The organism is Flavobacterium sp. GW821-FHT11G01 (genome assembly GCF_058808175.1).
This window is the reverse complement of the sequence record NZ_JBXARK010000012.1, coordinates 60,842-82,210: the sequence shown is the minus strand read 5'-3', so window position 1 is coordinate 82,210 and position 21,369 is coordinate 60,842. Positions and strand designations below refer to the sequence as shown.

Here is a 21,369-nt window from a genome sequence, read left to right as displayed (position 1 = left end):
AGTCCTAAGACATTTTCTAATTACCTAATTAACGAATTATCTAATTAGATATATTTTGCTGAAATTTCTTTTGCTGCTTTTTCGATAACATCAGTAATGTTGTCATCTAATTTACCAGCTTTCAACGCGTTAAGCGTATCTTTATGTTTACTGTTTAAGTAAGCTAAGAAATCAGCTTCAAATTCTTTTACTTTATTTACAGGAACGCTTTTCAATAAGTTTTTAGAACCAGCGTAAATAATAGCTACTTGATTTTCAACAGGGTAAGGATCGTTCAAACCTTGTTTCAAGATTTCAACGTTTCTTTTTCCTTTTTCAATTACGTTTAAAGTAACTGAATCTAAATCAGAACCAAATTTAGCGAAAGCTTCTAATTCACGGAATTGAGCCTGGTCTAATTTTAAAGTTCCAGAAACTTTTTTCATTGATTTAATCTGAGCATTACCTCCAACACGCGATACAGAGATACCTACGTTAATAGCAGGACGAACTCCAGAGTTGAACAAATCTCCATCAAGGAAAATCTGACCATCTGTAATCGAAATTACGTTTGTTGGGATATATGCAGAAACGTCACCAGCCTGAGTTTCAATAATTGGCAATGCAGTTAATGAACCACCACCTTTTACGATAGACTTGATAGAATCTGGTAAATCGTTCATGTTTTTAGCAATTCCATCATCAGCAATTACTTTACAAGCACGCTCTAATAAACGAGAGTGTAAGTAGAAAACGTCTCCAGGATATGCCTCACGTCCCGGTGGTCTTCTTAATAAAAGAGAAACCTCACGGTAAGCAACAGCTTGTTTAGATAAATCATCATACACAATAAGTGCAGGACGACCTGAATCTCTAAAGTATTCTCCAATTGCAGCACCTGCGAAAGGAGCATAAACTTGCATTGGAGCTGGATCAGAAGCGTTAGCTGCAACGATAACTGTATAAGCCATTGCACCTTTTTCTTCTAACATTTTAGCGATTCCTGCTACAGTTGAAGCTTTTTGCCCAATTGCAACATATATACAGAATACAGGTTTTCCTGCATCATAAAATTCTTTTTGATTTAAGATTGTATCGATACAAACAGTTGATTTACCTGTTTGACGGTCACCAATAACAAGCTCACGTTGTCCACGACCAACCGGGATCATAGCATCTACTGCTTTTACTCCTGTTTGTAATGGCTCAGTAACTGGCTGACGGAAGATAACTCCAGGAGCTTTTCTTTCTAAAGGCATTTCGTATAAGTCTCCACCAATTGGTCCTTTTCCATCAATTGGAAAACCAAGAGTGTTTACTACACGTCCTACCATTTGCTCACCTACTTTAAGAGAAGCAATACGTTGTGTTCTTTTTGCTGTTGATCCTTCTTTGATTCCAGTTGATGGTCCTAAAAGTACCACACCAACATTGTCTTCTTCAAGGTTCAATACAATAGCTTCAAGTCCGTTTTCAAATTCAACTAACTCACCATATTGTACATTCGATAGCCCGTAAATACGAGCAATACCATCTCCAACTTGAAGTACCGTTCCTACTTCCTCTAGCGTAGCACCAGATTCAAAACCTTCTACTTGCTTTCTTAATATTGCTGAAATTTCAGCAGGTTTGATTTCCGCCATCTTAATTTATAATTTAGACACTTTTATGTGTAATAAAACTAATTACTTAACTCTCTTTTTAATACTTGTAATCTGTTTGCAACAGAAGCGTTGTATTGTTGATCACCTATTCTCAAAATAAATCCTCCAATGATTGATGGATCTACTATATTCTCAATTGTTATTTTTTTATCTGATAAAGTTGAAACTTTTGCTAAAACTTTTGCTTCTAAAGCCGCATCCATAGGAATAGCTGTTGTAACTTTCGCTACTTCAATTCCGTTACTCTCATCAAATACTTTACTATATTCTACTGCAATTGCATCCAGAATTTCGAATCTTTTGTTTTCGAATAATAAATGAAATAAACCTTTAGTTATACCATTTACATTTGCAAAAACTTCCAGAAGAGCACTTTCTTTAACTTCAACTTTTGTAGTTGGGTTTTGAATAAAAGTACTTAATTCTAAATTGCTTTCAATTGTAGAAGCGATTAACTTCATATCGTTATTGACAGCTTCGGCAACACCTTTAGAGTTTGCTAAGTCTAGAATTGCTTTTGCATAACGAATTGCTGCTCTTGTACTTGCCATAATCTTAGTTTAACTTTACGTCACCTAACATTTTCTCTACCAATTTAGTTTGAGATTCTTTGTTAGATAATTCTTCTTTCAATAATTTTTCAGCGATGCTTAATGATAAAGTTGAAACTTGTGATTTCAATTCAGCCATTGCAGCATTTTTTTCACTTTCGATAGCAGCTTTAGCTTGCTCGATCATTTTTTGACCTTGCGCTTGTGCTTCGTTTTTAGAATCAGCAATCATTTTCTCTTTCATTTCGCGAGCTTCTTTCAACATCGCGTCACGTTCTGCACGAGCTTCGTTCAAAATTCTTAGATTGTCTGCTTGAAGATTTTCCATTTCTTTTCTTGCATTTTCAGCAGAAAGTAATGCATCTTTAATACCTTGCTCTCTATCATTTACTGCATCAAGAATTGGTTTCCACGCAAATTTTTTCAACAAAAGAATTAATCCAACAAATATTAGTATTTGCCAGAAAAACAAACCGAACTCAAACTGATTTATTAACTTATCCATTATATATAATTATAAATTTTAAATTATGTCTTTTTTAAAATTACCATTAGGTAATTTGAATGTTTTAATTTTAAAACAATAGTTACAACCAACCGTTGCAACTATTGTTTTTTTTGGGTTTTAACTAAGATGCGAATAACGCAGCGAAACCAATACCTTCAATAAGTGCAGCAGCGATAAGCATAGCTGTTTGGATTTTTCCAGAAGCTTCTGGTTGACGAGCGATAGCGTCCATTGCTGAACCACCGATTCTACCAATTCCTAATGCTGCTCCGATTACGATTAATCCTGCTCCAACGATATTTGGAATTTCCATAATAAATATATTAAAAATTAAACATTCAATTTTGTTATAGATTTTTGAATCTGGATTCTAGGGTAATACCTAAATCCAGGATCTTGAATCTAAGTTTTAATGATGAGCTTCTTCTTCGTGATGATGCTCTTCTACTGCTGAACCAAAATAAAGTGCAGACAGCATTGTAAAAATATAGGCTTGTAAAAATGCTACTAAAATTTCAAGTATTGAAAGTACAAATGACAATCCAAAAGATAAACTGCTTCCAATCCAGCTTTTAAAGATAAACATTAATCCGATGATACTCATCAAAACTATGTGACCTGCAAAAATATTAGCATACAAACGAATCATTAATGAGAATGGCTTAATGAAAACTCCCAACAATTCAATTGGTGCTAAAATAATTCTCATTGGTTTCGGTACACCTGGCATCCAGAAAATGTGACCCCAATAATTTCTATTTGCTGTAAGATTTGTAATTAAGAAAGTTAGGATTGCTAAAGAGAATGTAATTGTTAAATTACCTGTAGCATTAATTCCTAGTGGAGTTAATCCGAAAATATTTAAAAACAATACGAAGAAAAAGATAGTCAATAAATAACTCATGTATTTTCTGTAATGCTTTTCACCAATATTTGGAATTGCAATTTCGTCACGAATGTAAACTACTAAAGGCTCAAAAATTCTTCCAGCTCCAGAAGCGATTCCTCCATTTTTAGCATAAGATTTTGCCAGGCTAGAAAATAACCATAACATTAATAAAGCTGCTGCAAAAATAGAAACTACTGTTTTAGTAATTGAAAAATCTAAAGGACGAACATTTGTTGGGTGTCCCGTTTTTTCATCTTCTGTAATTGTTCCGGTAGCATCTGTTTTATAGATTTTACCATCATGATGATTGATCACATAATAATTACCATTAGATTCTGCTACAGCATGACCGTGTTGAAATTTTGATGAAGAAAAAATCTGCAAACCATTATCCCAAATAATAACTGGCAAAGAAAAACCATAGTATTTCCCTGTCTCATCGTCCTGAGTTAAAGTAAAATCATGAGAATCTAGAACGTGATGATTCACGAAAGCTTTAATTTTAGACTTTACATCAGTTGGCTCTGCATGATGGCCTTCTGCAGTAGCTTCATGAGCTACTTCAGTTTGAGTATGTGCAGCGTCTTTTTCCGAATTAGCAAAGCTTATTATCGGAAGACATGCTACTAAAGCTACAAGAATAAATCTGAGTGGTCTGTTTGAAATCACCATATCTGTTGAAAATCTGATTTTTTACGTTTCTAAAATTTGGTGCAAAGGTACATTTTTTATTAATATTCAAAAGGATATGAAAAATTATTTTTGAACCTTGTTTTACAGAATCCCTATTTTAACGCTTTTTGTTTAATAATCGGACAGTTAAAAGCGTCTCAAATAACAAAAACAAAATAAATGTTATAAAAAAATTAGTTTTTTCAACAGACACGTTATGAATTTTATCAGATAAAATCGGTCTTAAAACTAAATAAGAAAAAAACATTTGAATTAAAGTTCCCATCATGAACATCATTCCTATACTGTCAAAATTGCTAGTAGTAATCTTCAATAGTACCATAAAAAATACTGTTGTAAATGCAAAAAAAATCAAATACAATGATTCTATACTATAATGAAAATTTTGATTTGGGATATCAAAAAATATAAAAACTGCTTTATGCAGGATATATGATGCCAGAGCAAAAAAGAATAAATGTAAAATTGGTCTGTAATTTTTTAAAAGCATTTCAAATAATTTTTATGCAAAGATGCAACATTTATTTAATGCTCTTTTAAAAGTAAAATCACTTTGTTTTATTGATTTCGTTTACCTGACGAATAACATTATACAAAGCCAGAGCAACACCAACCATTACTAATACTTTATTATAATATATTTTTTGGCTTGGATGATTTTCATCTAACCAGGTTCCTAAATAAGAAAACAAGAAAATAATACCCCCCATTTGAATGGGAATATTAATAAGTGCAATCCATTTATTACGCTGGTTTTTGTTCGGCTCCTTTTCCATCTTTTACGGTTACTTCTTTAGAATTTGTTAGCATGGCACAAGTAGCAGTAAATTCTGCTCCTGGTTCTATAGACAGTTTTCCTACTGCAATTTCTCCATGAATATGAGCTGTAGCTTTAATATTAAGGACTTCTAAAACTTTTAATTTCCCTTGAAATTCGCCTTCAATATCGGCATTGTGGCAAATAATTTCGCCTTTTACAATTCCTGATGGTCCTATAACCAGTTTTCCCTGCGATGTAAAATTCCCTATTAATTCTCCATCTAATCGAAAATCGGCTTTAGAAACAATATCACCTATAATAGAAGTTCCTTCTACTATTCTATTTGTTTTTCCTAATAATTCTGTGCCGCTTTTTTTTGCTTTCTCAAACATGGTTTATGGATTTTTAGGCGCTAAATATGTTTCAAGATTTTTTTTGATTTGAATCACTTTGTAATTATCACTTGATATAATAATTGCCGGCTGTGTGATTTTATACTTTTTATCGCCTCTAAAAACTCCTGAAAGATCTCTGGCATATGCCTCAGATTTTACTCCATGAATAACTACAAAACTTTGGGTTTTATTGTATTTGTCTAATGAAGTTGTTAGCCTCTCATAATTTTCAACTAGCAAAAATACTCTAATTGCTTCTTCAATTTTTTTAATTGATTGAGAATCAGTATTAGAAACTAAATATAAAATTTTCCAGTTTTTACCATCAACAGCTGTAAAATCAAGCTTTTCCAAACTCGGAATTTGTTTCTCTAAAATTTCACGGGCATTTTTACCTTCTTCACTGTTTGGATAATTATCTGCAACTGTTTCTAAGCCTTTTTTATAAGCTGCTAATCCATTTACTTTTCCTAATGTATTAGCTTTCAATAACTCATATTTAGAAACAATTTCATCGCCGGCATATTGATTAATTAAATTATCAATATTATCCAGAACCACATTAAATTGTTCTTCTTCATATAATTTATACCACTTTTTATATTCTTTATCCGGCGATGCCAAATCGCTCGCATTTGTATTATTTAAAAGTTGTGCATATCTCGAAGTTGGATAATTTCCTGTTATATCAGATTTTACTTTTTCTGCTTTAGCCGGATTCGTAATTTGATATATTTTATACAAATTATACATCGATGGCAACACCAATTTTTCTTCTGGATTATTTTTCAATAATTGCTCGAGTTTGTCGCTGGCTAAATTGTACTCTTTAAATTTTTCTTTATAAATAAGTCCCAATTGGTAATAAGCAAAGTTTCGTTCTTTACCAATACTATCCATTACAACTGGACTTGTTGGAAGTTGTTTTTCGTAAAATGCTGTTGTATATTTTTCGACTACAACAGAATCCTGCAATGCGTTAAGAGAATCCTGACGCATACTTAATGAATCTTTTAGGACTGGATTAACAATTGTTTTTGAAGAAGCTAAACGCCAATTACCTGTGATAGATCTATTTCCCCACATTTTTCTGAATTGCACTTTTCCGTAAGCAACCGTTGTTGGGTTGTAAAAATAGAATGTACTAGCCTGATCATTTGCTCCCGGAGGATTAAATGCTCCTGCCGCAGCCAAATCAGTCGGTACTGGTGCTTGCGGATTTACAGCTGTCGGTAGATTACCTGCTTTTGAATTACGTTCAACATTTTCAAGCTTTTCTCTTTCTTTTTCTTCAAAAATACGTTTTGACTCATCTTTCTTTTTAAGCTCAGCTATATAATTTTCAAAATAAGATTTTCGTTCTGCTTCTGGTAAACCATAAACCATTATAATGCTGTCGTTGCGCTTTGCAATTCCTTCATATTTAATAACGTTATCTAAGTTTTTTCGATTTTTTTCGATAAAAGCAAATTCTCTGCTTTTAGGGTCTAATTTTACTAACGTGCTGTCATAATATTTGGCAGCCATGGTATAATCTGTATTTTTAAAATACATGTTTCCAATGTTTCTGTAAGTCGAAGCTACCAAATAAGGATCTTTAGATTTTCTGGCTAAAGATTTATTATAAAATTCCAGTGCATTTTCCTGTTCTTTATAGTTGTCGAAAAACACTCCCATTTCATAAAATAAAATATCGTAATAAGGTCTGTTTTCGCGATCTTCTACCAATTTATTATAGGTTTCGATAAACATATCCTGATCGCCATTTTCATAGTCAAACATCTGAGCCTTTTTCGCGTAAGCGTGCATCATATATTTTCGATCAGCTTTGCGGTTCATGTCAATTACACCGTTATAAAAATAAATGGCACTATCTTTTTTTCCGGCTTCCTGATACATCTGACCCAAAATAAAACGATAACGTGCTTTGTCTTCATTTATTCGCGAAAAATCTTCGGCAATTCTGAGTTTCGCTACAGCACTATCTTTTTGTTCTAAATGTAAAAAAGCTTCAGCTAATAAGGCATTTGCATCTGAAAATGTTTGCTTATTTAAGTCCGTATTTTTTAACAACAGCTTAATATTTTTTACCACAATCGCATCATTACCTAAACGCATATTGGTTTTTTCACGCCAGATTTTTGCTGTGTAAATATTACTACTGTTTGGGTATTTATATAGAATATAATTGAAAGCCTCTAAAGCCGGAATAAAACGCTGATCATAATACCGCGCTTTTCCCAGCATTAAATACGCCTCATCAATCTGTGAGTTTTTTTCTCTTCCGCCAATATTCATCGAATGTTTCTGAATTGCTTTTGTAGCTTTGGTTTCGGCTAATTCAAAATCCGGATTTTTAGTTTTTTCATCTCCGGAATAATTTTCGTCAACCTGCATTTTTTCAATTGGCAGCATCTTCCAGAAATTATCCTGATCATTTGCCTGAATAGACTTCAAACCTTTATCAAGACCAATGCCTCCATTATACAAAATGTTGTATTTTGTACTTAAAGCATGGGAATTTCTAGACACAAAAGTATTGTTTTTGGTAGAGCAAGCTATCAAAAAGAATAAAAACACGAACGGAAAACAATATTTTAGAGTATTATTTTTCAATAGAAAAGAGTTTAAATCCTTTAACTTCTAAAAAGGCTTTTTAGTATAATGACTGGTAAAAATACGCTTCTTTTTGAAATATAGAAACTTAAACAGCAAAAAACGATTCCAGCTCCTGAAGTGTCTCTTTTGAGGTCTGAATATCTTTAACTATTTCTCCTTTATTTAATGCTACAATTCGGTCACAAACCTCTACAGTATGTTGTAAATCGTGGCTCGAAACTAAAACCGTAACATTTGGATTTTCTGCCAATTCTTTAATAATTTTTTTCAATCGGCTTACTGTTGTTGGATCTAGATTGGCGAAAGGTTCATCTAAAATAACAACTTCAGGGTTTCCTATAAGTGTAGCAATTATTCCAACCTTCTTCTGGTTTCCTTTAGATAAATCACGTAAATATTTTTTGTTTTTTAGAATTTCTCCATTAAAAAATTCTTCATGTTGCGCTAACAAGGCATCAATATCAGCTTTATTCTGATGACGTAAATCGCCAATAAAATAAAAATATTCTTCTGGAGTTAAATAACCAATAAGAAAACTTTCATCTAAAAATGAACCTGTAAAAGATTTCCAGTTTTCGTTTGTATTTACCTGAATATTATTGCTCGTAATATGCCCGGTTGTAGGCTGAATTAAGTCTAATAACAAACTGAAAAAAGTTGTTTTTCCTGCTCCGTTATTCCCTACCAATCCAAAACTCTGTCCTTTTGGAATTTCAAGATTATTGATATTTAAAACTGTGGTTCCGTTATATATTTTTGAAAGTTGATTTACTTTTATCATGATAATTTTAGATTTTAGATTGTTGATCTTAGATTTTGTCAATAGAAGTATATTATCTAATTGACACATTTTCAAATAGACTAATTAATTCTTTTGTTTGTAAGCACTTATCGTACTGTATTTTTCGACTTTGTATCTTTTTTCGATTAAGGAAAAAACAGAATTTCTAAACACAAAACCTAAAACTCCTGCTCCTGCGACCAACGATAATCCTAATGTTTTGTCTCCAAAATAAAGTCCGATTCCATAAAGACCTAATGGTAATAATAATTTAGGTAGCGTCAATAACATAGCGTTTACATTGAATGCTTTTTTGTCTCCAAAGGCACCACCGGCATTACTTAAATCAATTGGTGTTTTGGTATATGCGCCTCCCAAAAGAACCAAGTGAGAGTTAACTCCAATATTATAAATTGCACCAACAACAATTGTCAGGTAAACTTCCCAACCATACAAAAGATAAAATGACGCAATTATGGTTGAGATAAAAGTAGCAATAACTACCAGCCACCATTTTGAAGTAATATACCCGCGATACGGAATGTTTTGTGTCATCATTAATTGATAATACGAACTATCCCAGCTTGGTACAAATTGTCCAAAGACAAATAAAAATCCACCTGAAACAAAGATTCCGGCAAAAATATACATGACTGCCGGCTGATGCGTATTTCCGAAAAAAATCAATCCATAGAACAAAAAGAAAAAACTCATTAATAGTGTTGTTTTTGATCTTTTATTTCTTCGGATTAATTTGATGTCATTTTTAAGAAACGTCCCTAAAGTTCCAAATTGATTAAGCCAAGCAAGATTTTCTGTTGTTGCAATATCTTCTTTTTTAGAAAGTCCGGCATCCAGGAATAAATTATTTTTAAAGTATTTAAATGTAAATTGATACAGACCAATCAACACTAAAACCGGAATTAAAAATAATCCTTTTTGAGTATAAAGTCCTTGAAAAAAAGGTGTTGTGAAAATCGTAATATCAAATAATTTATAATACTGCGCTGCTCCCAAACCTATTGCAATTCCGACAAAAACAACAAACAATTTGTCAATATTACTTAGAATAATATTTAGAAAATTGTTGATGTATATTAAAGAGAAAATCGCCAAAAGCCACATCACGATTCCAATAATATCGTAACCTTCTAATATTAATACAATCGAAAAAGGAACAAAGAAAAGTGCGTGAACCCAATTAAAAAAAGACAACGCCGTTTTTCCTAATGAAAAATGAACAATTGTTGGTTTTTTAAAAGGCAAAACTAATAATGGTTTAATGTTTAGAACCGGAATTGCCTGCATCAACAATCGAATAACCAAATCAAACAGAAAATAATAAATCAAAAATTGGTTGATTGTTACTAATGGTTCGAAATTCATTTTTTTAAGCAAATAAAATGCTCCAACACCTGCACCAATAAAAAGAAGTGAAAAATAAATCATTAAAAACCCTAACAAAATTTTCATTGCCAGGTTTGCTCCAAACGACGCCGATCTGGTAAAGGCTTTCCATTCGAGATAAATAAACTTTTTAATCATGGTTAATTGGTTTTGAGTTTTGTAGTAAGAGATCAAATGTAAGAAAACGTTACAAAAAAAGTTAAAAATAATAGTTTAGTGCCTGCGAATTAATCTCCGTTTGCTACTTTTGCATAAAATATACAATCATGCCTTCATTCTTAAAACTGATAATTAAAGAGGTAAAACGTGAAACAACCGATGCCGTTTCTATACTTTTTAATGTTCCCGAGGAACTAAAACCAGACTATAAATTTATTGCAGGACAATATATAAATTTAAAATTAACTCTTGATAATCAAGAAATTCGTCGTGCTTACTCTATTTGTTCTGCGCCAGAAAGCGGTGAATTGCGAATTGCAGTGAAAGCCGTTAAAAATGGTTTGTTCTCTCCATTTGCCAATACCAAACTTAAAGCTGGAGATGTTCTTGAAGTAGGTCATCCGGAAGGAAAATTTACTTTTGAACCAGACGCTGAAAGACAAAAAAATTATGCAGCTTTTGTAGCAGGAAGCGGAATTACCCCTGTACTTTCTATTATAAAATCGGTTTTAAAAAGCGAACCAAAAAGTTCATTTGTATTGGTTTACGGAAACAAAACACCTGACGAAACTATTTTTCATCAAGAACTTCACGATTTGCAATTAAAATATGTTGGTCGTCTTTTTGTGCATTATGTGTTTAGTCAGGCTAAAGCCGAAAATGCATTGTTTGGAAGAATCGAAAAATCAACAGTTAATTTTGTCTTGAACAACAAACACAAAGAGCTTCAATTTGATAAGTTTTTCTTGTGTGGTCCTGAACAAATGATCAATACTGTTTCTGATATTTTGAAAGAGAAAAATGTAAAAGAATCTGCTATTAAGTTTGAACTTTTTACTTCTTCATCTCAGGAACATGAAATAAAAACTTCGCTTGAAGGACACACAAAAATCACGGTTTTAGTTGATGATGATGAAGTTTCTTTTGAGATGTCTCAAAAACAAACCATTCTGGATGCAGCATTAAAACAAGGAATTGATGCTCCGTATTCTTGCCAGGGCGGAATTTGTAGCAGTTGTTTAGCTCGTGTAACTTCTGGAACTGCAGAAATGACAAAAAATTCTATTTTAACAGATAAAGAAATTGCTTCAGGATTAATTTTAACCTGTCAGGCACATCCAACATCAGAATCTATTTATGTAGATTATGATGATGTTTAGACGTTAAAATTCCAATATTTTCAAATTCCAAATTCCAACTTTACAATTGGGATTTGGAATTTTTTTTGTTCAAAATGCAATTCTGACCAACTGCACACTTTAACAATTTGTAAAAAACCATATCTCATTTTAAATATTTTTTAAAAAATATGCCGAAAATTTACTATATTAGTAGTGTACTTAAAGCTTAACATTCTCCTTTTTTTTAAAAACTGAGTAAAGCTATCTCTGATTGTCAACAAGTTTAAACATTAAATATCATGGCAATGCATCACTACCTCCGTCTTTCTTTTATTTTACTTTTTGTAATAACATCTTTTATCTGTGTCTATTTTATAATTAAAAAAAGAAGAAACAGAAAAGCTCCTAAACTACTTTCAAAAGAAAAGTATAGCGCATCAATGATCGATGGAATGGCAGAAATTTCAGTACCTAATGATAATTTGTTCAATATTTGGCCTTATATAAGTGAATTAAAAGCAGCCAAAATTTTATCGAATAAAATTAAAGAATCTGAATTGATACATAAAGTTTATAGAAATTCAGCAGACGATTTTGAACACATTTTATTAGCTACTGAAAAAGAAAATCACTTTGTTGATATTGTAGTTGATAGAAACAAAAAGAAACCAATGGGTTATCTTTTTCTTGATTTATGAAAATCGAATTCCAATAAAAAATTCCAAATCCCAATTGTAAAGTTGGAATTTGGAATTTTTTATTGGAATTTTTTAAAATTTACTTTGAAAGCTGATCTTCTATTTTAGCAATTATTTTCTCCGGAGAAATACTTCTCATCGCATCCTCATAACCTTCAACTATTTTATTTCCGTAAACGGATGTTGGCAATTTTGGATATTGATTTCTATCTGAAGTTAAGGCATTTTCTAAAATTTGATTAAAAGGCAAAAATCCTGCGTATGGATGTGTCGCACCCCACAGCGTAATAACTTTTACGCCCAGCATTGCGGCAATATGTGCATTTCCGGAATCCATAGAAAGCATTACATCGAGATTGCTGATCAATTGTAATTCTTGTTGGAATTTAATTTTTCCAGCCATATTAATTACATTTTTAAATGATTTTGAAAGCGAATCTAAAATTTCGACTTCTTTCTTTCCTCCGCCAAAAAGCAATATTTTATGATTTGGATTTTGCGCCAAAATCGAAATAACTTCTGTCATCAAATCAATCGGATATACTTTAGAGTCATATTGTGCAAAAGGTGCAATTCCGATTAATTTTTGATTTTGATTTCCGATGATTTCCAAAAGCTCTGAACTTAAATCTGCTTTTTCAGGAAATTCCGGTTGAGATAAATCTAAAGGAAAACCAAGTTTTTCAAACACTTTAGCATGTCTTTCAAACATCGTTGGCAATTGCTTGAAAATTTTGTTTTCGGCTCGGGTTAATTCTTTTTTTCCTTCTCTACCCTTATCAACAGTGGCTCTTTTTTTTCCGCTTAAAGCGAAAAGCAAACTCACAATTTTAGATCTTAAAACATTATGAAGATCTGCAAAAGCATCAATTTTGAGTTTTTTAATGTCTTTATATAATCTTAAAAGTCCAGGAAAACCTTTGTGTTTTTCTTTTTCATCAAAAGCAAAAAAGTCCAGATTTGGAATTCCGTCAAAAAAAGGTTTAAAAAAAGGACGAGAAATAACCGTCAATTTTACTTCGGGATACTGTTTTACAAAAGCGCGTAAAACAGGAACCGTCATGGCGACATCTCCCATTGCGGATAGTCTCATGACGGCTATATGCTTAATTTTATTGGACAATTCTGCCAAATTATTTTTTATTTTGATATAAAATCGGATTTAACTCATCATCGTTGTACATTTTCATTTGTTTGTACACTTTCATGAATTTTTCTCCATTTTCGATATCTGTCAACAATTCTTCAATTGCTGTAGATAAATCTGTTCTTTGCTCTAAAAGAACATTTAATTTTTCCTGACATTTATCTCTATGTTCTTGCGAAGCCTCTGCACGAGTAGCTTCTTCATGCATATGATAAATTTTTAATGCCAGAATAGATAATCTGTCAAATGCCCAGGCAGGACTTTCAGAATTGATTTTTGCTCCGTCTTTTGCTTTTACAGTGCTGTATTTTTGCAAAAAGTAACCATCAATATATTCAACCATATCCGTACGTTCCTGGTTTGAAGCATCGATTCTTCTTTTTAAAGTCAAAGCTGCAACCGGATCAATTTGCGGATCACGAATAATATCTTCAAAATGCCATTGAACGGTGTCAATCCAGTTTTTTAGATATAATAAATGCTCAAATTTATCTTTTGGATAAGGATTGTTTATAGGTTGATCAACGTTATCAAACTGGTGATAATCCTTGATACTTTGTTCGAAAACAGAATAAGCTAATTTTGAAAACATGTCTTTAATTATTAGAGAGACAAAGATACTTTTTATACTTTTATAGTTTGAAAAAAACGATTCTTTTTTCGTTTTCGTATCATAAATCATTGATAATTCTAAAATCTCCATATGAAAATTCATTATATATCTGAAAACAATAGCGTATTAAATCATTTTTTAGGTCAAATCAGAAATGTAAATGTTCAGAACGACAGTATGCGTTTTAGAAGAAATATCGAGCGAATTGGCGAAATTATGGCGTATGAATTAAGCAAAGATTTGTCTTATAAAGATGTTGAAATTCAAACACCACTTGGTATCAAAAAAACAACCGAAATCGAAAGTGAATTGGTTTTATGTTCTATTTTAAGAGCTGGGTTACCGCTTCACAATGGTTTTTTAAATTATTTCGATCATGCCGAAAACAGCTTTGTTTCGGCTTGCAGGTATCATCCTAATAACGATCATGAATTTGAAATTAGAGTTGAATATCAGGCGCTTTCAAATCTGAACAATAAAACGGTTTTGCTTCTTGATCCGATGTTGGCAACGGGACAATCTATTGTGGCGGTGCATGAAAAATTAGTTCAGAATGCAGCTCCAAAAGAAATTCATATTGTGGTTGTTATTGCTGCTCCTGAAGGTGTTGCTTACCTTGAAAAAAATCTTCCTGACAGCTGCCATTTATGGGTAGCTTCTTTAGACGAAAAATTAAACGAGAAAAACTACATTGTTCCCGGACTAGGTGATGCGGGCGATCTTGCTTACGGAAGTAAATTATAATTGAGAGAAAAACGTAAATAAACTACAGCAAATAAGTACATAAAATACAATTTCATTGTTTAGTTTTTGTTGCACATATTCAACATGACTTGAAGCCATAATGGTTAAAGGTGTAATGCTGAAAAGCAATAAATCATTGCTTTTATTAGGCGAAAGAATAAAAACAAAGGCTGCAATAAAAAAACAAGCCACCACTTTTTTATATGATGTATGTACAATTTGAGGTCTGTTTGACAAAGTTGTCAACATAGAAACTACAAAAAATAAGGCAACTGCAACATAAATTGAAAGTGCTCCGTTTTCGTAATTATTCTTAAAATAATCAATTCTTAAATCGATTACAGCACGTTTTTCAAAAAATGCAATAGCATCAAAGTGGAAAATTAAGGATACTAATAAAAAGACAATTGCAACTGCTAAAAGTGCTACAAATGGTAAAACCCAGTTCCTGTAATCTCTCGAAACGTGAAAAATAATTGATATAAAAACCAAAATAAGGAAAAGAATACACCAAAATTGAAATAAAGAAGCTACTAAAATCCAAAAGGAGGCATCAAATATTTTTTCTTTTGAAGCTTTTAATGACTGTAGTGAAATTAACCTTCGAAGCGCCAATAACAGAAAAAAGTTGGCATATATAACATTCGAATTATTAAATATCGTGGGGAAAAACAAGATAAACAACAAATAGAAAAATATCGAATATCCGTTGTCTTTACTGAGTCCGTTCTTTTTAACGATAAAATTTATCAGGAAAAAAGATGCGAAAATAAAACACAATAAACTTAGTTTTTGAAACGCTAAAAAATAAGAAGCCATCCATGATGGTTCCTGAATTTGAAACAGAAAAAAGAAAACCAGTATTAAAATTACGACCAAAGAATAATTTAATGGTGTAGATTTTTTAAAAACACTTGTTATCATAAGGATATTTTATACTTTTGTGATTGTAAATATAATACTTGTTTAAAAGGAAAAACCAACAAGTTGAAAAAAGATTCTTCGTTTGAATTTTGCTTCAATGCGTTAAAAACAATAATAATCTATAATTTAAAAAAATTATGACAGCTTTTTTTGAAGGAATACAATACTTATTCGTTAACATTTTGTTTGCTCCACTTGACTTTTTACGTCGTTTGGAACTAGTTAGCTGGTTTGCTGCAAGCACAATTAACTGGATTTTTATGATCATCTGTGCATGTGCAATCGGTTACTGGATTAAACAATTACGCATATTTGATGACGCAGGAACAGAAAACCAAGATACAACGGCTCACTCTTTTTTAAAATAAAAAGTATCTAACCCTCCGAAAAGGGTTAGAGAATTCATTTTATATTAGATCGAATCCGATATCTTTTCTAAAATACATCTTATCAAAATTTAGTTTATCTATGTTTTGGTAAGATTTTTTTATGGCCTGTTGAAAATCGTCTCCGTATGATGTTACAGTCAAAACACGTCCTCCATTACTAACGACATTATTGCCGTCTAATTTTGTACCTGCGTGAAAAACTATAGAATCTGTAATATTTTCTAATCCAGTAATTACTTTTCCTTTTTCAAAATCTTCAGGATATCCGCCAGAAACCACCATAATTGTAGTCGCACTTCTTGGATCAACTTCTAAAGTAAATTCGTCTAATTTTTGATTAGCAACTGAAAGGAATAATTCAACTAAATCAGATTTTAATCTCGGCACTACAACTTCAGTTTCCGGATCTCCCATTCTCACGTTATATTCAATAACGATTGGTTCGTTTTTTACATTGATTAAACCAATAAATACAAAACCTTTATATTCGATTCCATCTTTTTGAAAACCTTCGATTGTTGGTTTTACGATACGAGTTTCGATTTTTTCCATCAAAACAGCATCAACGTAAGGAACTGGAGAAACTGCTCCCATTCCGCCTGTATTTAAGCCTGTATCGCCTTCTCCAATTCGTTTGTAATCTTTTGCAGTTGGAAGAATTTTATAGCTTTTTCCGTCAGTTAAAACGAAACAGCTTAATTCAATTCCGTCCAAAAACTCTTCAATAACTACTTTTGAACTTGCTGCTCCAAATTTTTCATGAACCAACATATTTCTTAATTCCGTTTTCGCTTCTTCAAGATCCTGAATAATCAAAACTCCTTTTCCTGCTGCTAAACCATCTGCTTTTAAAACGTATGGAGGCTGTAAAGTTTCAAGAAAATCACATCCTTTTTCAACTGTTTCGGCAGTAAAACTATCGTACGCAGCTGTTGGAATATTGTGTTTCATCAGGAATTCTTTAGCGAATTCTTTACTTCCTTCTAATTGAGCACCCAATTTTGATGGCCCGATAACCGGAATATGCTTTAAACTTTCGTCATTTTTAAAAAAATCATAAATCCCTTTTACCAAAGGATCTTCTGGCCCAACAACAACCATTTTTACATTTTCCTGCAAAACAAATGTTTTAATTGCATCAAAATCAGTTGGAGACATCGCAACGTTTGTAGCAATTGCAGCTGTTCCCGCGTTTCCTGGTGCAACAAAAAGTTTTTCGCAAAGCGGACTCTGAATCATTTTCCACGCAAAAGCATGCTCTCTTCCGCCTGATCCCAATAATAAAATTGTCATGGTATAGTTGTATTTAGTTGTGGTGCAAAAATAATTGCTTTTACACGTAAAAAATAATTAAATCTTAAAAAGTTCGTGATTCTTCTCTGTTAGTAGTTGGATAATATTATTTTTGATGAAAATTAATCTTCCAAAAATGATTTCTCTTTTTGATATTTCGCTGCAATTAAATGGTTTTCCGATAAAGAAAGCTAAAGCCGAATTGAATGAAATTGCTAATTTATCTGAAGAAGATTATCTTATTTTCCTTCAAAATAAAAAAGAAGAAATTGTTGCTTTTCATTTGCAAAACAACTCTTTTTATCAGGAATTAGTTGGAAATAAAACAGATTTAAAATGGGAAGATTTACCTGTTTTAAATAAACAAAATCTACAAAAACCACTTTCTGAAAGACTTTCAAAAGGATATACTTTAAAAAATGTTTACCTCAACAAAACTTCCGGATCAAGCGGAACACCTTTTGTTTTTGCTAAAGATAAATATTCTCATGCTTTAACCTGGGCTTCGAATAGTATGCGTTTTGGGTGGTTCAACATCGATTTTAATCATTCCTATCAGGCACGCTTTTATGGTATTCCGATGGATTTTATTGGCTACCAAAAAGAACGCTTCAAAGATTTTCTTACGCATCGTTTTCGTTTTCCGGTTTTCGATTTATCTGATGAAGTTTTAGAAAAATTTCTTCGAAAATTCAGATCGAAAAAGTTCGATTACATCAACGGATATACAAGTTCTATCGTTTTGTTCGCTAAATATTTAGAAAAGAAAAACATCATTCTGAAAGAAATTTGTCCAACTCTTAAAGCTTGTTTTGTTACTTCTGAAATGCTTTTTGAATCGGATAAAAAACTTTTAGAAAAACAATTCGGTATTCCAATAATCAATGAATATGGAGCTTCAGAACTAGATTTGATTGCTTTTGAAAATCCAAAAGGTGAATGGCAAATTAATACCGAAACACTTTTCCTTGAGATTTTAGATGAAAATAATAAAGTTCTCCCTTACGGGGAAGAAGGACGAATTGTCATTACTTCTTTATTCAATAAAGCAAATCCTTTTATTAGATATGAAATTGGCGATATTGGAATTTTAGACGAAAAAAGCACGCCTCAAAAACCAATTCTCAAAAAATTAATTGGAAGAACTAATGACGTTGCCATTTTACCAAGTGGAAAAAAATCACCTGGATTGACCTTTTATTATGTAACCAAAAGTATTATTGAAGACGACGGAAACGTAAAAGAATTTATCATCAAACAAACCAGATTAGATACTTTTGAAATTGAATATGTTTCTGAAAAAGAATTAGTTTCAGAACAAATTCATAAAATCAAAGAAGCAATTGATTTGTATTTAGAACCTAATTTAAACTTCACTTTTACAAGAAAAACTGTTTTAGAAAGAACCAATCGAGGAAAATTAAAACAATTTAAATCTTATCTGTAATATAAATAAAATCTTACATTTGTTTTTGCTAATTAAAAACTTATGGAAGATCAATCTTTACTTTCTGAAGAAACTATTTCAAACAAAATATATTTTATCCGTGGTCAAAAAGTGATGCTTGACTTTGATTTAGCTCTACTATATGAGATTGAAACTAAAAGATTAAACGAACAGGTAAAAAGGAATATATTACGCTTTCCTGTGGATTTTATGTTTCAACTAAGTGAAAGTGAATATAATTCTTTAAGGTCGCAAATTGCGACCTTAAAGAAAGGACGAGGAGAACATCAAAAATATTTACCTTTTGCTTTTACAGAACACGGCGTTTTAATGTTGTCAAGTGTTTTAAAAACTGACAAAGCTATTCAGACGAACATTCAAATCATGAGGATTTTCACTAAAGTGAGACAAATGCTTTTAGATACAACGGAAATAAAAGTCGATATTCTTCAGATTCAGAAAAAGTTAGAAAATCATGACAAAAATATTGAGTTGGTCTTTTCCTACTTGGATGAATTGACTGAAAAGAAAGAAAATGAGTCTGATAGAGTGAAAATTGGTTATAAAAAATAATTCTTTAAGGTCACAAATTGTGACCTTAGAAACTTGATATCACAAATTGTGATATCAAGTTTTCGATTAACTTTTACAATAAAACTTAAAAAAAATTGGAGGTCGCAACTTGCGACCTCCAATCCTAAACGAAATTCTTCAAGGTCGCAATTTGCGACCTTGAAACTTGAAGTCACAAATTGCGACTTCAAGTTGAGTTTTAAATCTTCTTTATATATTGAGGTTTTATAATCAACTGAGTAAATAAAAATCGCACCATCAACAAAACAGAAAACACAAAATTAAATCCGTGGAATTCTCTGTAAACACCAAAGTTGTGTTTGATCAATTTGAATTTTGATGATGAAATCGAATTTTTTCTAATTCTGTAAAAGGCTAAAGGTTCCGGAACTGGTTTTGTAGCCTGAATTTGTTTTAAAATTGTAAGCCACAAACGCCAATCTTGTCTTTTTTGAGTCGCTTCTAAAATGATTTTTCCAAAATAATCCGTATCGTAAATAGCCGTTAAATTGCCAACATAATTGCAAAAAAACAGTTCGTCGTAAGTTAAATTTATTGGCGATTCTACTCTTCTGTTTAACGAGTTTCCTTCTTCATCAATACAATCGTAAAAACTAAAAGTAAAATGCAAATTATTCGCTTTTAAAAACTGAATCTGCTTTTCTAATTTATTCGGAAACCACAAATCATCAGCGTCCAGATAAGCAATGTATTTTCCAACTGCTTTTTCTAAGGCCACATTTCGTGCAAAACCATTTCCGGAATTTTTTTCTAATTTAAACAGTTTTATTCTACTGTCTTTTTTAGCAAAATCAGAAATAATCTTTACCGTTTCATCCGTAGAAGCATCATCAACCAAAATCATTTCCCAATTTTGGTACGTTTGATTTTGAACTGACTTTAAAGTTTCTTTAATGAACTTTTCAGTATTGTAAGTTGGCGTTATAATAGAAACTAATTCACTCATTAACGCTCTTAATTATTTTATATAACTTGAAAAATCTTTGTGTTCTTCTTTAGAAAGTTCTTCTTTAGAAAGCGATCTGAAATAATCGTACGTAATTTTCATTCCTTCAGAACGGCTCACTTTTGCTTCCCAGCCTAATAATTCCTTCGCTTTCGTCGTATCTGGCTGACGTTGCAATGGGTCATTTATTGGCAACGGATGATACACAACTTTTTGATTTGTTCCTGTCAATTTGATAATTTCTTCAGCAAAATCCTTAATCGTGATTTCATCCGGATTTCCAATGTTTACCGGATAAACATAATCAGAATGCAATAATCTGAAAATACCTTCGACCTGATCATCTACGTAACAAAAAGAACGCGTTTGCATTCCGTCTCCAAAAATTGTTAAATCTTCACCACGAAGCGCCTGACCAATAAAAGCCGGAATTACACGTCCGTCGTTTAATCGCATTCTTGGACCGTAAGTATTAAAAATACGCACTATTCTGGTTTCTACGCCATGAAAAGTATGATACGCCATTGTGATTGATTCCTGAAAACGTTTGGCTTCGTCGTAAACACCACGGGGACCAATCGTATTTACATTTCCATAATATTCTTCAGTTTGCGGATGAACCAATGGATCGCCATAAACTTCAGAAGTTGATGCAATAAGAATTCTTGCTTTTTTAACTCTTGCTAATCCTAACAAATTATGTGTTCCTAACGATCCCACTTTTAAAGTCTGAATCGGAATTTTTAAATAATCAATTGGACTTGCCGGTGAAGCAAAATGTAAAATATAATCTAAATCACCTGGAATATGAACAAACTTGGTGATATCGTGATGGTAAAATTCGAAGTTTTCTAACTTAAATAAATGCTCAATATTTTTAAGATCTCCCGTAATCAGGTTGTCCATTCCAATAACAAAATAGCCTTCTTTAATAAATCGATCACATAAATGCGACCCTAAAAATCCTGCTGCTCCGGTAATAAGTATTCTTTTCATAATTGATTTAATTGAAACATTTTTGGGTTTTATTAGTATAAAATCCAAGATA

At 31.9% G+C, this 21,369-nt stretch carries 22 protein-coding genes; 6 read left to right on the top strand and 16 right to left on the bottom strand.

The annotated features are described in order from the left end of the window. Nucleotides 1-44: 44 nt before the first annotated feature. The 10 genes from atpA to AC1RRN_RS19010 all read right to left on the bottom strand — a co-directional run bounded on the left by atpA (nucleotide 45) and on the right by AC1RRN_RS19010 (nucleotide 10,384). Nucleotides 45-1,622, bottom strand: coding sequence for a F0F1 ATP synthase subunit alpha (gene atpA / locus AC1RRN_RS19055; RefSeq protein WP_492968819.1), 1,578 nt, complete (start codon nucleotides 1,620-1,622; stop codon nucleotides 45-47). A gap of 38 nt (nucleotides 1,623-1,660) precedes the next feature. Then, nucleotides 1,661-2,194, bottom strand: a complete 534-nt coding sequence (gene atpH, locus AC1RRN_RS19050; RefSeq protein WP_492968818.1) for an ATP synthase F1 subunit delta — start codon at nucleotides 2,192-2,194, stop codon at nucleotides 1,661-1,663. A gap of 4 nt (nucleotides 2,195-2,198) precedes the next feature. After that, nucleotides 2,199-2,699: a F0F1 ATP synthase subunit B gene (locus AC1RRN_RS19045; RefSeq protein ID WP_492968817.1), complete on the bottom strand. Its 501-nt coding sequence runs from the start codon at nucleotides 2,697-2,699 to the stop codon at nucleotides 2,199-2,201. A gap of 124 nt (nucleotides 2,700-2,823) precedes the next feature. Further along, nucleotides 2,824-3,015 (bottom strand): ATP synthase F0 subunit C, encoded by a 192-nt coding sequence (atpE, locus tag AC1RRN_RS19040; protein ID WP_165828897.1) that lies wholly within the window; start codon nucleotides 3,013-3,015, stop codon nucleotides 2,824-2,826. 96 nt (nucleotides 3,016-3,111) lie between these two features. Continuing rightward, a complete protein-coding gene (gene atpB / locus AC1RRN_RS19035; RefSeq protein ID WP_492968816.1) occupies nucleotides 3,112-4,263 on the bottom strand; it encodes a F0F1 ATP synthase subunit A in 1,152 nt (383 codons plus the stop codon). 569 nt (nucleotides 4,264-4,832) lie between these two features. After that, nucleotides 4,833-5,060, bottom strand: coding sequence for an AtpZ/AtpI family protein (locus AC1RRN_RS19030; protein ID WP_492968815.1), 228 nt, complete (start codon nucleotides 5,058-5,060; stop codon nucleotides 4,833-4,835). Further along, the gene (locus AC1RRN_RS19025) at nucleotides 5,029-5,436 is read right to left on the bottom strand and encodes a bactofilin family protein (protein WP_492968814.1); all 408 of its coding nucleotides are present in this window, start codon (nucleotides 5,434-5,436) and stop codon (nucleotides 5,029-5,031) included. Before AC1RRN_RS19025 ends, AC1RRN_RS19030 begins: the two co-directional genes overlap by 32 nt. A gap of 3 nt (nucleotides 5,437-5,439) precedes the next feature. Then, complete coding sequence (gene porW, locus AC1RRN_RS19020) at nucleotides 5,440-8,019, bottom strand: type IX secretion system periplasmic lipoprotein PorW/SprE (RefSeq protein ID WP_492968895.1); 2,580 nt, start codon at nucleotides 8,017-8,019, stop codon at nucleotides 5,440-5,442. Nucleotides 8,020-8,143: 124 nt separating this feature from the next. Then, the gene (locus AC1RRN_RS19015; protein WP_492968813.1) at nucleotides 8,144-8,839 is read right to left on the bottom strand and encodes an ABC transporter ATP-binding protein; all 696 of its coding nucleotides are present in this window, start codon (nucleotides 8,837-8,839) and stop codon (nucleotides 8,144-8,146) included. An 84-nt stretch (nucleotides 8,840-8,923) separates the two neighbouring features. Further along, nucleotides 8,924-10,384 carry a DUF5687 family protein gene (locus AC1RRN_RS19010; RefSeq protein ID WP_492968812.1) on the bottom strand — a complete coding sequence of 487 codons (1,461 nt, stop codon included), beginning with the start codon at nucleotides 10,382-10,384 and terminating at the stop codon, nucleotides 8,924-8,926. A gap of 128 nt (nucleotides 10,385-10,512) precedes the next feature. Between AC1RRN_RS19010 and AC1RRN_RS19005 the strand changes: the two genes are divergently transcribed. After that, on the top strand, nucleotides 10,513-11,565 hold the full coding sequence (locus AC1RRN_RS19005; RefSeq protein WP_492968811.1) for a 2Fe-2S iron-sulfur cluster-binding protein: 1,053 nt from the start codon (nucleotides 10,513-10,515) through the stop codon (nucleotides 11,563-11,565). A 266-nt stretch (nucleotides 11,566-11,831) separates the two neighbouring features. Then, entirely contained in the window at nucleotides 11,832-12,224 is a 393-nt protein-coding gene (locus AC1RRN_RS19000) for a hypothetical protein (protein WP_492968810.1), read from the top strand. A 79-nt stretch (nucleotides 12,225-12,303) separates the two neighbouring features. On the opposite strand, the gene AC1RRN_RS18995 is transcribed toward AC1RRN_RS19000, so the two are convergent. Beyond that, nucleotides 12,304-13,317, bottom strand: coding sequence for a glycosyltransferase family 9 protein (locus AC1RRN_RS18995; protein ID WP_492968809.1), 1,014 nt, complete (start codon nucleotides 13,315-13,317; stop codon nucleotides 12,304-12,306). A 40-nt stretch (nucleotides 13,318-13,357) separates the two neighbouring features. Beyond that, entirely contained in the window at nucleotides 13,358-13,963 is a 606-nt protein-coding gene (locus tag AC1RRN_RS18990; protein WP_492968808.1) for a DUF4254 domain-containing protein, read from the bottom strand. 111 nt (nucleotides 13,964-14,074) lie between these two features. On the opposite strand from AC1RRN_RS18990, the gene upp reads away from it, so the two are divergent. Next, entirely contained in the window at nucleotides 14,075-14,728 is a 654-nt protein-coding gene (gene upp, locus AC1RRN_RS18985) for a uracil phosphoribosyltransferase (RefSeq protein ID WP_492968807.1), read from the top strand. On the opposite strand, the gene AC1RRN_RS18980 is transcribed toward upp, so the two are convergent. Further along, nucleotides 14,723-15,652: a DUF6427 family protein gene (locus AC1RRN_RS18980; RefSeq protein WP_492968806.1), complete on the bottom strand. Its 930-nt coding sequence runs from the start codon at nucleotides 15,650-15,652 to the stop codon at nucleotides 14,723-14,725. The genes upp and AC1RRN_RS18980 overlap by 6 nt on opposite strands. Nucleotides 15,653-15,789: 137 nt before the next feature. Here AC1RRN_RS18980 and AC1RRN_RS18975 point away from each other — a divergent pair, with 137 nt between their 5' ends. Next, nucleotides 15,790-16,020, top strand: a complete 231-nt coding sequence (locus tag AC1RRN_RS18975) for a DUF6341 family protein (protein WP_074660106.1) — start codon at nucleotides 15,790-15,792, stop codon at nucleotides 16,018-16,020. Between the two features lie 39 nt (nucleotides 16,021-16,059). Here AC1RRN_RS18975 and purD read toward each other — a convergent pair whose 3' ends face one another. After that, nucleotides 16,060-17,334: a phosphoribosylamine--glycine ligase gene (gene purD / locus AC1RRN_RS18970; RefSeq protein WP_492968805.1), complete on the bottom strand. Its 1,275-nt coding sequence runs from the start codon at nucleotides 17,332-17,334 to the stop codon at nucleotides 16,060-16,062. A gap of 136 nt (nucleotides 17,335-17,470) precedes the next feature. Here purD and AC1RRN_RS18965 point away from each other — a divergent pair, with 136 nt between their 5' ends. Together AC1RRN_RS18965 and AC1RRN_RS18960 are read left to right on the top strand one after the other, a co-directional pair. Beyond that, entirely contained in the window at nucleotides 17,471-18,781 is a 1,311-nt protein-coding gene (locus AC1RRN_RS18965) for a phenylacetate--CoA ligase family protein (protein WP_492968894.1), read from the top strand. A 42-nt stretch (nucleotides 18,782-18,823) separates the two neighbouring features. Beyond that, entirely contained in the window at nucleotides 18,824-19,354 is a 531-nt protein-coding gene (locus tag AC1RRN_RS18960) for an ORF6N domain-containing protein (RefSeq protein WP_492968804.1), read from the top strand. Between the two features lie 199 nt (nucleotides 19,355-19,553). Here AC1RRN_RS18960 and AC1RRN_RS18955 read toward each other — a convergent pair whose 3' ends face one another. Both AC1RRN_RS18955 and AC1RRN_RS18950 read right to left on the bottom strand, forming a co-directional pair. Then, the gene (locus tag AC1RRN_RS18955) at nucleotides 19,554-20,321 is read right to left on the bottom strand and encodes a glycosyltransferase family 2 protein (protein ID WP_492968803.1); all 768 of its coding nucleotides are present in this window, start codon (nucleotides 20,319-20,321) and stop codon (nucleotides 19,554-19,556) included. 12 nt (nucleotides 20,322-20,333) lie between these two features. Continuing rightward, a complete protein-coding gene (locus tag AC1RRN_RS18950) occupies nucleotides 20,334-21,317 on the bottom strand; it encodes a UDP-glucuronic acid decarboxylase family protein (protein ID WP_056196753.1) in 984 nt (327 codons plus the stop codon). Nucleotides 21,318-21,369 lie beyond the last annotated feature (52 nt).

Bases quoted from the DNA above. Each gene is read 5' to 3' on its own strand.
- atpH (WP_492968818.1), bottom strand. From the start codon at position 2,194: ATGGCAAGTACAAGAGCAGCAATTCGTTATGCAAAAGCAATTCTAGAC.
- AC1RRN_RS19010 (WP_492968812.1), bottom strand. From the start codon at position 10,384: ATGATTAAAAAGTTTATTTATCTCGAATGGAAAGCCTTTACCAGATCG.
- AC1RRN_RS19030 (WP_492968815.1), bottom strand. From the start codon at position 5,060: ATGGAAAAGGAGCCGAACAAAAACCAGCGTAATAAATGGATTGCACTT.
- atpB (WP_492968816.1), bottom strand. From the start codon at position 4,263: ATGGTGATTTCAAACAGACCACTCAGATTTATTCTTGTAGCTTTAGTA.
- AC1RRN_RS19045 (WP_492968817.1), bottom strand. From the start codon at position 2,699: ATGGATAAGTTAATAAATCAGTTTGAGTTCGGTTTGTTTTTCTGGCAA.
- AC1RRN_RS18990 (WP_492968808.1), bottom strand. From the start codon at position 13,963: ATGTTTTCAAAATTAGCTTATTCTGTTTTCGAACAAAGTATCAAGGAT.
- atpA (WP_492968819.1), bottom strand. From the start codon at position 1,622: ATGGCGGAAATCAAACCTGCTGAAATTTCAGCAATATTAAGAAAGCAA.
- AC1RRN_RS18975 (WP_074660106.1), top strand. From the start codon at position 15,790: ATGACAGCTTTTTTTGAAGGAATACAATACTTATTCGTTAACATTTTG.
- AC1RRN_RS18950 (WP_056196753.1), bottom strand. From the start codon at position 21,317: ATGAAAAGAATACTTATTACCGGAGCAGCAGGATTTTTAGGGTCGCAT.
- AC1RRN_RS18960 (WP_492968804.1), top strand. From the start codon at position 18,824: ATGGAAGATCAATCTTTACTTTCTGAAGAAACTATTTCAAACAAAATA.
- AC1RRN_RS18980 (WP_492968806.1), bottom strand. From the start codon at position 15,652: ATGATAACAAGTGTTTTTAAAAAATCTACACCATTAAATTATTCTTTG.
- AC1RRN_RS19000 (WP_492968810.1), top strand. From the start codon at position 11,832: ATGCATCACTACCTCCGTCTTTCTTTTATTTTACTTTTTGTAATAACA.
- AC1RRN_RS18955 (WP_492968803.1), bottom strand. From the start codon at position 20,321: ATGAGTGAATTAGTTTCTATTATAACGCCAACTTACAATACTGAAAAG.
- AC1RRN_RS19005 (WP_492968811.1), top strand. From the start codon at position 10,513: ATGCCTTCATTCTTAAAACTGATAATTAAAGAGGTAAAACGTGAAACA.
- atpE (WP_165828897.1), bottom strand. From the start codon at position 3,015: ATGGAAATTCCAAATATCGTTGGAGCAGGATTAATCGTAATCGGAGCA.
- upp (WP_492968807.1), top strand. From the start codon at position 14,075: ATGAAAATTCATTATATATCTGAAAACAATAGCGTATTAAATCATTTT.
- AC1RRN_RS18965 (WP_492968894.1), top strand. From the start codon at position 17,471: ATGATTTCTCTTTTTGATATTTCGCTGCAATTAAATGGTTTTCCGATA.
- AC1RRN_RS19015 (WP_492968813.1), bottom strand. From the start codon at position 8,839: ATGATAAAAGTAAATCAACTTTCAAAAATATATAACGGAACCACAGTT.
- purD (WP_492968805.1), bottom strand. From the start codon at position 17,334: ATGACAATTTTATTATTGGGATCAGGCGGAAGAGAGCATGCTTTTGCG.
- AC1RRN_RS18995 (WP_492968809.1), bottom strand. From the start codon at position 13,317: ATGAGACTATCCGCAATGGGAGATGTCGCCATGACGGTTCCTGTTTTA.
- AC1RRN_RS19025 (WP_492968814.1), bottom strand. From the start codon at position 5,436: ATGTTTGAGAAAGCAAAAAAAAGCGGCACAGAATTATTAGGAAAAACA.